Origin of the sequence: Pseudomonas sp. NPDC089743, from assembly GCF_044748785.1 — a bacterium.
GTDB classification, from domain to species: Bacteria; Pseudomonadota; Gammaproteobacteria; order Pseudomonadales; family Pseudomonadaceae; genus Aquipseudomonas; species Aquipseudomonas putida_X.
This window is the reverse complement of sequence record NZ_JBIVGS010000007.1, coordinates 1-13467: the sequence shown is the minus strand read 5'-3', so window position 1 is coordinate 13467 and position 13467 is coordinate 1. Positions and strand designations below refer to the sequence as shown.

Below are 13467 nucleotides of genomic sequence, written 5' to 3'. Positions count from 1 at the left end.
TGAATCAGGCCTGTACTTAGGTAATGTCTGTGGCACCCAAAATTGGCCGCCATGGTAAGAAACAAATCCACACAGTGACAAGGTGATTAACCCCGGTATGGGCTACAACCCTCGCTTTGCTTGATCTGCGTCTATGCGGCAGGACACCACGGGCATGCTGACAGGTTAGTTCAAGACATAAAAAAAGCCCGGTTCCAAGGAACCGGGCTTTTTTCGACTGCCGAAGCGGTATTAACGCTTGGAGTACTGAGGACGCTTACGCGCTTTACGCAGACCCACTTTCTTACGCTCGACTTCACGAGCGTCGCGGGTGACGTAGCCAGCACGACGCAGAGCGCCACGCAGGGTTTCGTCGTATTCCATCAGAGCGCGGGTGATACCGTGACGGATCGCACCGGCTTGACCGCTGACACCACCACCGGCAACGGTGACGTAGATGTCGAACTTCTCGGTGCTCTCGGTCAGCTCCAGCGGCTGGCGAACAACCATACGAGCGGTTTCGCGGCCGAAGAAGGTGTCCAGAGGACGGTTGTTGATGGAGATGTTACCAGTACCCGGACGCAGGAAAACGCGAGCGGTTGCGGTCTTGCGACGGCCAGTGCCGTAATTTTGAGTCGCCGACATAATGAACTATCCCGTTAGATCTTCAGTTCTTGAGGCTGCTGAGCAGTGTGTGGGTGAGCAGCACCCGCGTACACTTTCAGCTTACGGTACATGTCGCGACCCAGCGGGTTCTTCGGCAGCATGCCTTTGACCGCGGTTTCGATAACACGCTCAGGGGCCTTGGCGATCAACTTCTCGAAGTTGATTTCCTTGATACCGCCCGGGAAGCCGGAGTGGGAGTAGTACATCTTGTCGGAAGACTTGGCGCCAGTTACACGGATTTGCTCGGCGTTGATAACGACGATGTAGTCGCCGGTGTCAACGTGAGGGGTGTATTCTGGTTTGTGCTTGCCACGCAGACGGCTAGCGATTTCGGTAGCCAGACGACCCAGGGTCTGGCCAGCGGCGTCGACTACGAACCACTCGCGCTTTACTGTTTCCGGTTTAGCAGTAAAAGTTTTCATTCTCTAAAGCCTCAGAGGCCGCCCAGCGAAAAATAGACGGCGAATCTTACTGGATAGTGCACAGCTTGCCAAGGGCAAACGCGCAGCCGAACACAGACGCTTTTGGGGGCTCGGGTCGGGCACGCCAATGTTCGACGGGGTTCTTCCTGCGTGGTGGTGCATCACTTCCGCCACACGGAGAGGCGCCGAATTATCCAGATTGCGCGAAAAATTTCAACCTGCTTTTATGGGTGTCTTTGCCTAGGAGTGTTTTCCCGATGGAATACCGCAAGCTTGGCCGTACCGATCTCGATGTCAGCGCCCTGTGCCTGGGCACCATGACCTGGGGCGAGCAGAACGACGAGGCCGAGGCCTTCGCCCAGATCAAGCTGGCCAAAACCAGCGGGGTCAACTTCATCGACACCGCAGAAATGTACCCCGTGCCGCCGCGCCCGGAGACCTATGCCGCCACCGAGCGCATCATCGGCAACTGGTTCCGCCAGCACGGCGACCGCGATGACTGGATTCTCGCCAGCAAGGTCGCAGGCCCCGGCAACGGTATCAGCCATATCCGCGACGGCCAGCTCAAGCACAACCGCCAGCATATCGTCGCGGCGCTGGATGCAAGCCTTGAGCGGCTGCAGACCGACCGTATCGACCTGTATCAGCTGCACTGGCCGGAGCGCAGCACCAATTTCTTCGGCAAGCTGGGTTACCAGCACCTGGCGCATGACCTGTTCACCCCGCTGGAAGAAACCCTCGAGGTGCTCGACGAGCAGGTGCGGGCAGGCAAGATCCGCCACATTGGCCTATCCAACGAAACGCCGTGGGGCACCATGAAGTTCCTGCACCTGGCCGAAACCCGCGGCTGGCCTCGGGCGGTGTCGATACAGAACCCGTACAACCTGCTCAACCGCAGCTTCGAGGTGGGCCTGGCGGAAGTGGCCATCCGCGAGCAGTGCGGCCTGCTGGCCTACTCGCCGCTGGCCTTCGGCATGCTGTCGGGCAAATACGAAAACGGCGCCCGACCAGAAAATGGTCGCCTGACCCTGTTCAGCCGCTTCGCCCGTTACTCCAACCCACAGACAGTGGCGGCCTGCAGCCGTTATGTGCAACTGGCCCAGGCACACGGGCTGGACCCGGCGCAGATGGCCCTGGCATTCGTCACCCGCCAGCCCTTCGTGACCAGCAACATCATCGGTGCCACTGACCTGGTGCAACTTCAGAGCAACCTCAACAGCCTGGAGCTGAACCTGAGCGATGAGCTACTGGCGGCGATCGAAGCGATTCATCAGGAGCAGCCGAACCCCGCGCCTTGAGCGAAGCTGCAAGCTGCAAGTCAGAGTGAGTGTTGCACTCGCTGCTTTTTTCTTGCCGCTTGCAGCTCGAAGCTTGCAGCTCGACAAAAAACATAAGACGATCCAGCCGGTGATTGACCACTCTACCCTATAAGAACAATGACAATGATGTTTACCCAACCCTCCGCGTCGCTGCGGCGCGTCAGCATCCTGGCCATTGACAAGGTGTTCGCTTCGACCCTGATGCAAGCCAAGGATTTCTTCCATCTCGCCAGCCTGCGCTACAGCAAGCAACTGGGCCTGGGCTTGCAGCCCATGTTCGAGATTCACCTGGTGAGCCCCGATGGCAAGCCGGTGGACAGCTTCAGCAATGTGCAGTTGCCGGTCGATGGCGGCCTCGATGATGCCGACGTGATCATCCTCCCGGCCTTCTGGGAAGATTTCGACAACCTCCAGCAACGTTACCCACAGGTGCTGCCATGGCTGCGCGAGCAGCACGCCCGTGGCGCCGTGTTGTGTGCCGAAGCCAGCGGTGTGTTCTGGCTGGCCGAATCCGGCCTGCTCGATGGCAAGGAGGCGACCACCTACTGGCGCTTCTTCAACAGCTTTGCCGAGCGCTACCCGAAGATCCGCCTGAATCAGGACAAGCACCTGACCGACGCCGACAACCTGTACTGCGCCGGCGGCACTACTTCAGCCTGTGACCTTTACATCTACCTGATCGAGCGCTTCTGCGGGGCCAATGTGGCGCGCGCCGTGGCCCGCGACATTCTCTACGAAGTGCAGCGCAACTACACGCCAGGGCGCATGGGCTTCGGTGGCCAGAAGCTGCACCAGGACCTGATCATCCTGCAGATCCAGCACTGGCTGGAGGAGCACTTCGCCGACAAGTTCCGCTTCGAGGACGTGGCCCGCAACCATGGCATGAGCATCCGCAACTTCATGCGCCGCTTCCAGGGGGCGACCGGTGACAAGCCGCTGCACTACCTGCAGCGGTTACGCATCGAGACAGCCAAGGGGCTGCTGTCGAGCACGCGCAAGAGCATCAAGACCATCAGTTATGAGGTCGGCTATGACGATGCGAGTTTCTTTGCGCGGTTGTTCCGCCAGCACACGGAGTTGTCGCCGAATCAATATCGGCAGCAGTTCATGCAAGAGGCTTGAGGCCCATGGGGCTGCTTTGCAGCCCATCGCGACACAAGGCCGCTCCTACAAGGGTTATGCGATCTCCTGTAGGAGCGGCCTTGTGTCGCGAAAGGGCCGCAAAGCGGCCCCAAGATCTTATGGCTTGTGAGCGCGAGACAGGAATTCGTGCGACTGCATTTCCAGCAAACGGCTCAGGGTCCGCTGGAACTCGAAGCTCAGGCGCCCGCCGGTGTACAGGTCCTTCAGCTCCACCTCGGCCGAGATGATCAGCTTGACGTTACGGTCGTAGAACTCGTCCACCATGTTGATGAAGCGGCGGGCGATGTCGTCGGTGGTGACCCCCATCTGCTCCACGTTGCTCAGCAACACGGCATGGAAGATCTTGCCCAATTCGATGTAGTCGTTCTGGCTACGCGGCCCGTCGCACAGTGCGCGGAAGTCGAACCAGGCGACGTCGTCGCAGGTGCGCAGGGCATTGATCGGGCGATTTTCGATCATCAGCACGTCGTTTTCGACGGCCTGGGTGCACTCGGGCGTCAGCGCCTTGAAGCTGGCGCGCATGCTCTGGTGCGCCGCATCATTGAGCGGGAAGTGGAAGAGTTCGGCCTGCTCCAGGTGGCGCAGGCGGTAGTCGACGCCGCTGTCGACGTTCACCACATCGGTGTACTGCTTGATCATGGCGATGGCCGGCAAGAAGCGTGCGCGCTGCAGGCCGTCCTTGTACAGGCCGTCAGGGACGATGTTGGAGGTCGCCACCAGCGAGACGCCGTTCTTGAACAGCTCTTCCATCAGGGTGCCGAGGATCATGGCATCGGTGATGTCGGAGACGAAGAATTCGTCGAAGCAGATCACCTTGGCTTCTTCGCTGAAGCGCTTGGCGATGAGGGTCAACGGATTCTTCTCGCCCTTGAGGGTCTTCATTTCCTCGTGGACGCGCTTCATGAAGCGGTGGAAGTGCGTGCGCATCTTCTGCTTGAACGGCAGCGCTTCGTAGAAGGTGTCGACCAGATAGGTCTTGCCGCGCCCTACTCCACCCCAGAAGTACAGGCCTTTGACTGGCGTCTGCTCCTTCTTGCCGAACAGCTTGCCGAACATGCCCGGCTTGTTGTTCTGCGCGTGCACGAGATCGTCGTACAGACGCTGCAGGTGACGTACCGCAGTTTCCTGCGCCGCGTCATGGAAGAAGTCGGGACGTTTCAGATCTGCTTGATATCGTTCTAGGGGCGTCATGATTTCGTTAGCGAGGCAACAAAAAACGGGCCGTCACTGTAGCGACAGGCCCGCTTAATGGCAATGCGACTTGCGTCAATATGCCTCATTCAAGGCACTTTTACGCTGTATGGCACCGGCTTCGCCGGTGATCGCGGGCAAGCCCGCTCCTACAGGCAATATGCCTCAGTCTTGTTGCGGCTGAAGCGCTACACGCAGACTTTCGATGGCCGAATCACGGGCTTCAGCTGTGTCGAACTGCGGCCCGTCGGCAACCTGCTCGTCGTTCAGCCACAGGCTGAAGCCGAGGCCGTCAACACGCACGTCGGCTTCACCGCCCTGCTGCAGCTGCTTGCTCACGGCACCGGCGCTCTTGCCGTCGGCGAAGCTGCGCGACAGCAGCAGTTGCTCGCCATCGGCTGCCAGCAGGCGGAAACGGAAGCTACCGTCTTCGTCACGGAAGCTGACGAAGCGCGCGCTCTTGGCGGCTTTCTTCTTCACTTCGGTGCTGGCCTGCACGCTGCTGCGGAACGAACGCAGGCCTACGGCCTCACGCAGTTGCTCGAGGAACGGGGTGGCGATCTTGCGGGCCTTGGCGGCACCGGCGAGGAGGATGTCCTCCAGGTCTGCCGGGCGCGAGATCAGCTGGTGGTAGTGCTCGCGCTTCTCGGCCAGCTGGCCGTCGAGCAGCTGGAACAGGCGTTGCTTCGCTTCGCCCCAGCCCAGACCCTGCAGCAGCTCTTCGCGGAACTCGGCGCACTGCGACGGCGTCGAGAAGGCCTGGAACAGGGTGAACAGGTGCGAATTGTCCGGATCCTTGGCTTCGCCAGGTGCGCGCGAATCGGTGACGATGCGCGAGATGGCGTCTTTCATGTCCTTGGCGCTGGTGAACAGCGGGATGGTGTTGTCGTAGCTCTTGGACATCTTGCGACCGTCCAGGCCCGGCAGGGTCGCCACGCTCTCCTCGATCACCGCTTCGGGCAGGGCGAAGAAGTCGTTGCCCTGGCCGAACAGGTGGTTGAAGCGCTGGCCGATGTCGCGGGCCATTTCCACGTGCTGGATCTGGTCACGGCCGACCGGCACCTTGTTGGCGTTGAACATCAGAATGTCTGCAGCCATCAGCACCGGGTAGCTGTACAGGCCCATGGTCACGCCAGCATCCGGGTCTTCGCCGGTTTCCAGATTCTTGTCCACCGAGGCTTTGTAGGCGTGGGCACGGTTGAGCAGGCCCTTGGCGGCGACGCAGGTCAGCAGCCAGGTCAGCTCGGGGATCTCGGGGATATCGGACTGACGGTAGAAAGTCACCTTGGCCGGGTCCAGGCCACCGGCCAGCCAGGTGGCGGCGATTTCCAGGCGCGAGCGCTGGATGCGCAACGGGTCGTCGCACTTGATCAGGGCGTGGTAGTCGGCTAGGAAATAGAACGAGTCGACACCCGGCTGCTGGCTGGCGACGATCGCCGGGCGGATGGCGCCGGCGTAGTTGCCCAGGTGCGGGGTGCCGGTGGTGGTGATACCGGTGAGGATGCGCGTGGTCATGGGTGTTCGCTTATTCAGGCTTGGCTCAGTTCGAAAGGCGCGGCAGCAGCAGATCCTTCAGATCGGTCAGCTTGCCATGGAAGAAGTGTCCGCATTCTGCCACTTTCAGCAGCTCATGGGGGCGCCCCAGTGCGTCGGACCATTCGTAAACCAGTTGCGGATCGACGACTTCGTCGGCGTCAGGCTGCACCACGGCAATCGGGCAGCGCTGCGGCAGCGGGAACTCTGCGGTCAGGCGCATCACCGCCGGGGCGATCATGAACAGCTGCTGCAGCGTCACACCCTGGGCTTCCAGGCGACCGGCCAGGCTGGTGGCGACAAAGCCGCCGAACGAGAAGCCCATCAATACCAACGGCAGCTCGGGGTGCTTGGCACGCAACCAGGCCGCCGCCGCCTCGGCATCGGCCACCTCACCGGCGCCCATGTCATGGCTGCCGGCACTCTGGCCGACGCCGCGATAGTTGAAGCGCAGGGTCACGTAGCCGGCGTCGCGGGCGGTGCGCTGCAGGGTCGAGACCACCTTGTTGAGCATGGTGCCGCCCTGGACCGGGTTGGGGTGGCAGATCAACACCGCGCCGCGGGCATCGGCCACGTCCAGGTACAAGGCTTCCAGCTGGCCGATCGGGCCATCGATGAACAAGGGGGTTTCGCGGACAAGCAAGGCACTACTCCGTGACCTCGAAGAGGGTCGATTCGTCTAGGTGAGGAATTCTGTTCTGATTTGCGATCGCTCGCGGTATACAGCGCAGGTCTGAGCCGTTAACGTAAAGCAAAGCCGTTTATAGAGGAAGGACTCGTGGAACTCTCGCTCCTTGTTTGGTTGTTGCCAACCCTGGCCCTGGTCATCGGTGTGGCGGTCGGTTTCATCGTGGCCCGCCTGTTGCCCAATGCGGCGCCCAGCAATACCCAGCGCCAACTGGATGACATCCAGAAGCGTTTCGACAGTTACCAGAACGAAGTGGTCACCCACTTCAACAGCACCGCCATGCTGGTCAAGAAACTGACCCAGAGCTACCAGGACGTGCAGGATCACCTTGCCGAAGGCGCCAACAACCTGGCCCTTGACGATGTCACCCGTCAGCGCCTGCTGGCTGCCCTGCACTCTGAAGGCACCCAAGGTCCACGTGACCGCCTGACCCCGCCGAAGGACACTGCTGAAGTGCCACGCGACTATGCACCGAAGTCGCCGAACTCGCCGGGCATGCTCGACGAGAGCTACGGGCTCAAGCGCTGATCGATTGCCAGGGAGGAGTGGCTAGCCGCTCCTCCTGCTTCACCCCTCCAGACAAACCTGCCGCAAAGGTTCAGCCTTCTTCACCCCGCCTCAGGCCGCATTTCCTACTGCCGGCCAATCAAGCACTTCAGGATCCTGCATAAGTCCCTCAACCGGAGTAGACCTATGCTGACTAATCGACAACGCTCTTTCATTGCCACCGTCGAAGTCGTGGATGGCACGTCGCACTTCCTCGACGTACTGCACAGTGGGCCCGCCGAACTGGAAAAAACTTCAACGAGCCCCCCTGGCAGCCTGACTGCGGGCGGCCTGGCGACGGCCGGATTTGCCAGTCGAACATTTCGCAGAGCCCTTCGCCGAGCCGGACAAAATGAAGCGCGCCGAAAAGATGAGCCAAAGAAAATTGAACAACCAGTCAAACGAGACGAGTCACATTACCTCGGCCACGTATCGGACACAGTCAGTTGTCCGCCTTTGAAACTTTACTTCCGCCGGGTAGATAACGGCTACCGGCTGTTTGTCCGTTCAGAAGTGCGTCACGGGCATGCGCTGTACATACATGACGAGGACTGCGTGGGTGCTTTCCGCTCGCCACTGAAGGGTGCCTACCCAACGCTGTTCGACTTACTCGACTGCGACGATACGCCAATTCCCTTCGAAGACCTCGCCGACCAAGCAATCGTGCGCCTGGCACCTGCTGGAAGACGAACCCCTCTTATGCTGCGTACTTTCAATGGGGTGCCGTTTACCTACATCTGCAAGCAGGGTCAGCAACCTCTTGAGTTACGCCTGAACATCCTTGAAAGAAACGCCGCTTATCTCAATGACCCAGACGAAATCTGAGGCCACGCACGTTATAGCGACTGCGCAGTGCAGGTATACGGTTTTATCCGCGAAAGGCCAGTTCAGCCAGCCTGGTGGCTGGCCTTAAGCGCATGCTCGATATCTGCCAGCAAGTCCTCCACATCTTCCAACCCCACCGACAACCGCACCAGCCCCTCTGAGATGCCATGATGCGCCCGCTCTTCGGGCGTATAGCTGGAATGGGTCATGCTCGCCGGATGCTGCGCCAGCGACTCGGCATCGCCCAGGCTCACCGCCCTGGCAAAGAGTTGCAGCGCATTCATGAAGCGCCGCCCAGCCTCGATCCCGCCCTTGAGTTCGAAAGCAATCATCCCGCCCGGCAAGCGCATCTGCCGCTGCGCCAGCTCGTATTGGGCAAACGATGGCAGCCCTGGATACTGGATCAGCTCCACCTGGGGCTGGCGCGCGAGAAATTCGGCTACTTGCTGGGCATTGGCGCAGTGACGATCCATGCGCAGCGCCAGGGTCTTGATGCCGCGCATCAGCAATGAGGCATCGTGCGGCGACAACACCGCACCGGTCATGTCCTTGAGGCCTTCAAGGCGAATCCGATCCACCAGTGCCTTGCGCCCTATCACCAGCCCGGCCGTGATATCACCGTGGCCACTGAGGTACTTGGTCGCCGAATGCACCACCAGATCGGCGCCCAACTCCAATGGCCGCTGCAGGTACGGCGTGCAATAGGTGTTGTCGACCACGATATGCAAGTCATGCCCCCGCGCCGCTTCAGCCACTGCCGCAATATCGACCAGTTGCATGTTCGGGTTGGCCGGCGTTTCGAAATAGATCACCCGGGTTTTAGGGGTGATCGCGGCCTTCAGCGCCTTGGCGTCATTGAGGTCGACATGGCGGACCTTTACCCCGAACTCGCCGATGCCATGGTGCATATAGGCAAAGGTGCAGCCATACACCGTGCGCCCGACAAGCAGCTCGTCACCGGGGCGCAACAGGGTCCATAGCGTCGAGGTGATGGCCCCCATGCCCGACGCCAGCGCCAGGCCCGCCTCGCCCCCCTCCAGTGAAGCCATGCGCTGCTCCAGCAAGGCCAGGGTCGGGTTGGAAATACGGCTGTAGAAATGCCCACCCTCCTCCCCGGCAAAGCACGCCGCGCCGTATTCAACGCTGGGGAAGGCATAGGTTGAAGTCTGGTAAACCGGTGGCACCAAGGCACCGTTGTGGGAAAGCGGGTCGTAGCCATGGTGGATGGCGCGGGTGGAAAAACCGGTGTTGTTATGGGAGTCGCGCATGGCAACAGCCTCTGGTGGTTTGTTATAAGCTTATGCCACCGAGCTGCCTGAAATTTTCCAAAATTGCCCACACATTCGCGCCTGTTTTGGAAAGAAAACAACAAATACAACACCAGGAGGGCAAATCATGCCTTCAAGCCTCGACCGTACCGACCGCGCTCTGCTCGCGGCCTTGCAGGACAATGCCCGCCTTACCATCTCCGAACTCGCCGACCAGGTCGCGCTGACGACCTCGCCTTGCTGGCGACGGGTCAAGTTGCTGGAAGACAACGGTTATATCACCGGTTACCAGGCCATCTTGTCGCCCAAGTCGCTGGGGTTTGGGGTGACGGCGTTTGTCAGCATCATGATGGATTCGCATACCAAGGAGATGGCTCTGGCGTTCGAGCAAAGGCTGATGGAGATTCCCGAGATTGTGGCTTGCCACAACATCTCTGGGCGGTATGACTTTCTGCTGGAGATACTGGCGCGGGACCTGGAATCGTTTGGGGAATTTACCCGGGAAGTGCTGCAGCGGTTGCCGGGGGTGAAAGAGATCTATTCGAGCTTTTCCTACAAGGCCGTTAAGGAAAAACGGGTAATTCCTGTATCTGAAGTACACATTTGAATCAGATCTTTCAAGTCGGTGGGAAGTCTCCTACCGATTGACAAGCCGCGCCTGACATACACGAAAAACCAGCCGTAGCACGCTTGCCATGTAGCGATCAGGAGGATGACTACATGGCTCAAGATGACACTATCAAATTTGGTGAACCCTTCCGTGATTCCCGCAATGCGCTGAATCTGAATGAGGGGCTCTGGATGAACGAGGAGGCCCCAGACCGAGCACCGCTCCCTCCTTTGTCCGGCGGCGGGGGACCAGGCTACGGCGGCTGGGGGCTCAACCAAGGAACCCCAAGAGGAACCAGCCCCAGTCGGTCAGACATTTCAAGGATCATATCCGCGCGCAGGGTCTTAAGCGAAGAATATCAAATTATTGAAAAAGACTACGAAGAGCAATATGCCCCGCAATTAAGTAAACTTCCAGAAACAGTGGGAGCCTTAAAGCTCCAAATTTCAACTGAAGCTTCCAACTCCCCTGACCCACTTTCCCAAGCGATAGCACAACAGAAAATTTTAACCTCGCGCATCACTCAAATCCGCGATGGCTACCTGCAAATTGTGCCAAATGCCAACGCATATTACGGCGCCCTAGCGTTTTATAAGCGCGCCGACTCGATGATGAGCAGGCTGCTGGAGCCTGGAGTATTCACTGAAAGGGATGAAGCGTTCGCAAGGGCGTTTTCTTCGCGATTACAGCGATCCTGGGAGGGTGCCTATAAATTACACATCGAAGCCCACAAGCACCAAGCGTTGGCTGACGACCTCAGTGCCGTGGCAGCGCAAGTGGATGGAGCGGAACTGAGCCACCCTCCGGTTGACCTCATCAAGGCTGCCGAGCGTAGAACAACGCAAATCATTGCCGAACGGCAGATTTACTTCAATTGCTTACCCAATGTTCTGCAGCATGAATTGAGCCAGCAGACCACTATCGACAGCTCATGGACGCTAGCCCAAACACTCAATGCTTATTTGGCAACCGCCACACGCATGGTGCAAGCCAAGCAATCTCAGATCCCGACATTTAAACAAAAAAACCCGCAGATCAACGCCCCCCTGTCAAAGCCTCAGCTTGAAGCACTTTTGCATCTTGTCGACGAACAACGTTTAAGACGAGCCGGTCCACGCTGGAAGGAGTATCACCAAGCCCTGGCACTGAGCGAGTCGATCAGGTTTCTCGGCGCGTACTCCAGCAGTACGCAGAATCTGGTTCGTCGCGCCAATGAAGTTGAACAATTACGCGCCCAGCATGCCAGTCAGCTAGAGGTGGAACGTCAGAAGGCGGAAGCTGAACGCCTGGCGGCAGAGGAAGCTGCACGACAAGCGGCCGAGGCGAAGCGACTGGCTGCCGAGGCTGAACGCCACAGGCAGGAAGTAGCACGCAGAAGCATCAGCTATATCAACGACACCCATTCTGTTGCATCTGCGACTACCGTCATTCCGATTGGGGCAGCGAGCTTCGCTGTCGAGGTCGCGTCAGTTGCCCTTCGCGCTACGATCGTCGCTGCAGTAAGTCGATTGGCTGCCCCTTCGGCCACCTTGGCTGTAGCCATTCTTTCGGCAGCATGGCCTTCGACGCTCGGTAACGCTGAAAGGCGCTACCTGATCAGCACTCCTCTTTCCAGCCTTTCTCCGCCGGGCGGGCCTGACCTGGCAGCCCTTGCACTTTCGTCAGCCAGCGTAGACGTTCCTTACTTACTGGCTGGCAGTGAAGAAGGGAATGACATCGGCCTATACGTGGTGCCCGGTGGGAAAGCAGTGGCCGTAAGAGCGGCCACGTTTGATACAGAACGGCAGGTTTACAGCCTTGTACTTGAAAACCCGCAGCGCATCCTGACCTGGACCCCCGCCAGCCCGCCCGGAGGTGGTGAAGGTAGCTCCACCAGCCTGCCACCCGCTCCACCGGGCACGATTGTTTACACTGGCAGTAGCCTGAATCCTGTAAGTAATGAAACGGAAGGTTATCCGGCACTGGATCTGCTCGATCAGGAACGGCTGATCATCACCTTCCCGATCGACTCGGGATTGCCGCCTATTCTGGTGGTTTTCAAGAGTCCAAGGTATGAGCCAGGTACCGTCACAGGCGTCGGTGCACAAGTAACAGGGATCTGGCTTGGTGAGGCCGCCCGTGAAGGAGGCGCGCCGATACCGGCACATATTGCCGATCAGCTTAGAGGTATTGAATTTCCGAGCTACGATGCTTTTCGAGAAAAACTCTGGAAAATCGTTGCAAATGATCCCGAGCTTTCAAAGCAATTTTCCAAACAGAACCTTAGCCGCATGCGGGAAAGAGGGAACGCACCTAGGTCACGTTACTCTGATGCTTACGGGAAAAAGAAGAGTTTTGAACTACACCATGTAGTACCCATCAGCGAAGGGGGTGCGGTCTACGACATTGACAACTTAAGGGTTGTGACACCAGCAGCTCATCATAGGATTCATTATGGAGACAAACCATGAGCCTTAAGACCAACTACCACGACTATACAGAGCTGGAATTCATTGAATTCCTAAAGGAAATATACCGGGCCAATACCGAGGAGCCGGATGACGTATTAGATCCTTTGCTGGAGCACTTTTCTGCAATAACCGAGCATCCTAGCGGAACCGACCTGATTTACTGGCCCGAGAATGATGAGCAAGGTGAGCCTGAAGCGGTCCTGAACATTATCAAAACTTGGCGTGCAGCTAACGGAAAGCCCGGATTCAAGGATAACTAAACCATATACCCCCGCTTCGGCGGGGCACCCTAATTAGAGCAAGAATTTTCCTACAAACCTTTAGAAAAATCCTCACACTCAGTGCAGTACGGTGAACATTTCCAACCCAAACAAACACAGTCATGATCCATGCATCACTTCAAGAGAGAAACGCTTTCATGGCTATGCACCTTCCAGAGTACATCGCACAGAAGCTGGCAGAACAAAGCTTCGCCAACCCCCCGAGTTCCACCACGGGCCTCGGCCGTTATAGGCCGATTTACAGGCACGCTCTTCGCTTAAGCCCAGACGCATCAGGTTGCGCGCCCTCGTAGAGGGCTGCTTCCATTGGCGCCAGATGGCACAGCGGAGTTTGTGCCTGACCCAGCCATCCAGTTCCTCAAGTGGCCGTTTGCTCTGGCTGAGCTTGAAGTAACCCGCCCAGCCTCGTAATACAGGGTTTATCCGCTCGATGGTATTTGCCATCTTGCGACCCGTGCACCGCGTAGCAACTCTGCGAGCCGGTCGCGCAGGCGACCCAGGCTCATCGTTGCCACCCGCAGCCTTGGCTGCTGATGCCAGCTCATC

Annotated in this window: 13 protein-coding genes and 1 pseudogene; 7 read left to right on the top strand and 7 right to left on the bottom strand. The window is 58.7% G+C overall.

The window, feature by feature from the left end:
- Positions 1-231: 231 nt before the first annotated feature.
- Complete coding sequence (gene rpsI / locus ACIPZC_RS14295; RefSeq protein WP_012312849.1) at positions 232-624, bottom strand: 30S ribosomal protein S9; 393 nt, start codon at positions 622-624, stop codon at positions 232-234.
- 14 nt (positions 625-638) lie between these two features.
- Positions 639-1067 carry a 50S ribosomal protein L13 gene (rplM, locus tag ACIPZC_RS14290; protein WP_008097538.1) on the bottom strand — a complete coding sequence of 143 codons (429 nt, stop codon included), beginning with the start codon at positions 1065-1067 and terminating at the stop codon, positions 639-641.
- A gap of 257 nt (positions 1068-1324) precedes the next feature.
- Between rplM and ACIPZC_RS14285 the strand changes: the two genes are divergently transcribed.
- Both ACIPZC_RS14285 and ACIPZC_RS14280 read left to right on the top strand, forming a co-directional pair.
- Positions 1325-2365, top strand: coding sequence for an NADP(H)-dependent aldo-keto reductase (locus tag ACIPZC_RS14285; protein ID WP_400627603.1), 1041 nt, complete (start codon positions 1325-1327; stop codon positions 2363-2365).
- A gap of 222 nt (positions 2366-2587) precedes the next feature.
- Positions 2588-3508 (top strand): GlxA family transcriptional regulator, encoded by a 921-nt coding sequence (locus tag ACIPZC_RS14280; protein WP_400627879.1) that lies wholly within the window; start codon positions 2588-2590, stop codon positions 3506-3508.
- Between the two features lie 117 nt (positions 3509-3625).
- Here ACIPZC_RS14280 and zapE read toward each other — a convergent pair whose 3' ends face one another.
- The 3 genes from zapE to ACIPZC_RS14265 all read right to left on the bottom strand — a co-directional run bounded on the left by zapE (position 3626) and on the right by ACIPZC_RS14265 (position 6896).
- Complete coding sequence (gene zapE / locus ACIPZC_RS14275; RefSeq protein ID WP_110635764.1) at positions 3626-4720, bottom strand: cell division protein ZapE; 1095 nt, start codon at positions 4718-4720, stop codon at positions 3626-3628.
- Positions 4721-4885: 165 nt separating this feature from the next.
- On the bottom strand, positions 4886-6235 hold the full coding sequence (locus ACIPZC_RS14270; protein ID WP_241804704.1) for a tryptophan--tRNA ligase: 1350 nt from the start codon (positions 6233-6235) through the stop codon (positions 4886-4888).
- A gap of 25 nt (positions 6236-6260) precedes the next feature.
- The gene (locus ACIPZC_RS14265; protein WP_241804703.1) at positions 6261-6896 is read right to left on the bottom strand and encodes an alpha/beta hydrolase; all 636 of its coding nucleotides are present in this window, start codon (positions 6894-6896) and stop codon (positions 6261-6263) included.
- Between the two features lie 135 nt (positions 6897-7031).
- On the opposite strand from ACIPZC_RS14265, the gene ACIPZC_RS14260 reads away from it, so the two are divergent.
- Both ACIPZC_RS14260 and ACIPZC_RS14255 read left to right on the top strand, forming a co-directional pair.
- Positions 7032-7469 carry a YhcB family protein gene (locus ACIPZC_RS14260; protein ID WP_241804702.1) on the top strand — a complete coding sequence of 146 codons (438 nt, stop codon included), beginning with the start codon at positions 7032-7034 and terminating at the stop codon, positions 7467-7469.
- Between the two features lie 165 nt (positions 7470-7634).
- Positions 7635-8312: a hypothetical protein gene (locus ACIPZC_RS14255; RefSeq protein ID WP_349976494.1), complete on the top strand. Its 678-nt coding sequence runs from the start codon at positions 7635-7637 to the stop codon at positions 8310-8312.
- A 62-nt stretch (positions 8313-8374) separates the two neighbouring features.
- Here the strand turns inward: ACIPZC_RS14255 and ACIPZC_RS14250 are convergent, their stop codons facing one another.
- Positions 8375-9580 carry a methionine gamma-lyase gene (locus ACIPZC_RS14250; protein ID WP_241804700.1) on the bottom strand — a complete coding sequence of 402 codons (1206 nt, stop codon included), beginning with the start codon at positions 9578-9580 and terminating at the stop codon, positions 8375-8377.
- 127 nt (positions 9581-9707) lie between these two features.
- Here ACIPZC_RS14250 and ACIPZC_RS14245 point away from each other — a divergent pair, with 127 nt between their 5' ends.
- The 3 genes from ACIPZC_RS14245 to ACIPZC_RS14235 all read left to right on the top strand — a co-directional run bounded on the left by ACIPZC_RS14245 (position 9708) and on the right by ACIPZC_RS14235 (position 12900).
- Positions 9708-10187 (top strand): Lrp/AsnC family transcriptional regulator, encoded by a 480-nt coding sequence (locus ACIPZC_RS14245; protein WP_241804699.1) that lies wholly within the window; start codon positions 9708-9710, stop codon positions 10185-10187.
- A gap of 113 nt (positions 10188-10300) precedes the next feature.
- Positions 10301-12640 carry an S-type pyocin domain-containing protein gene (locus tag ACIPZC_RS14240; RefSeq protein ID WP_400627599.1) on the top strand — a complete coding sequence of 780 codons (2340 nt, stop codon included), beginning with the start codon at positions 10301-10303 and terminating at the stop codon, positions 12638-12640.
- Complete coding sequence (locus tag ACIPZC_RS14235; protein WP_241804697.1) at positions 12637-12900, top strand: bacteriocin immunity protein; 264 nt, start codon at positions 12637-12639, stop codon at positions 12898-12900. Before ACIPZC_RS14240 ends, ACIPZC_RS14235 begins: the two co-directional genes overlap by 4 nt.
- Before the next feature lie 219 nt (positions 12901-13119).
- Here the strand turns inward: ACIPZC_RS14235 and ACIPZC_RS14230 are convergent.
- Positions 13120-13467: pseudogene (locus ACIPZC_RS14230) on the bottom strand (group II intron maturase-specific domain-containing protein); the annotation flags it as partial.

Bases quoted from the DNA above. Each gene is read 5' to 3' on its own strand.
- rpsI (WP_012312849.1), bottom strand. From the start codon at position 624: ATGTCGGCGACTCAAAATTACGGCACTGGCCGTCGCAAGACCGCAACC.
- rplM (WP_008097538.1), bottom strand. From the start codon at position 1,067: ATGAAAACTTTTACTGCTAAACCGGAAACAGTAAAGCGCGAGTGGTTC.
- ACIPZC_RS14285 (WP_400627603.1), top strand. From the start codon at position 1,325: ATGGAATACCGCAAGCTTGGCCGTACCGATCTCGATGTCAGCGCCCTG.
- ACIPZC_RS14280 (WP_400627879.1), top strand. From the start codon at position 2,588: ATGCAAGCCAAGGATTTCTTCCATCTCGCCAGCCTGCGCTACAGCAAG.
- zapE (WP_110635764.1), bottom strand. From the start codon at position 4,720: ATGACGCCCCTAGAACGATATCAAGCAGATCTGAAACGTCCCGACTTC.
- ACIPZC_RS14270 (WP_241804704.1), bottom strand. From the start codon at position 6,235: ATGACCACGCGCATCCTCACCGGTATCACCACCACCGGCACCCCGCAC.
- ACIPZC_RS14255 (WP_349976494.1), top strand. From the start codon at position 7,635: ATGCTGACTAATCGACAACGCTCTTTCATTGCCACCGTCGAAGTCGTG.
- ACIPZC_RS14250 (WP_241804700.1), bottom strand. From the start codon at position 9,580: ATGCGCGACTCCCATAACAACACCGGTTTTTCCACCCGCGCCATCCAC.
- ACIPZC_RS14245 (WP_241804699.1), top strand. From the start codon at position 9,708: ATGCCTTCAAGCCTCGACCGTACCGACCGCGCTCTGCTCGCGGCCTTG.
- ACIPZC_RS14240 (WP_400627599.1), top strand. From the start codon at position 10,301: ATGGCTCAAGATGACACTATCAAATTTGGTGAACCCTTCCGTGATTCC.
- ACIPZC_RS14235 (WP_241804697.1), top strand. From the start codon at position 12,637: ATGAGCCTTAAGACCAACTACCACGACTATACAGAGCTGGAATTCATT.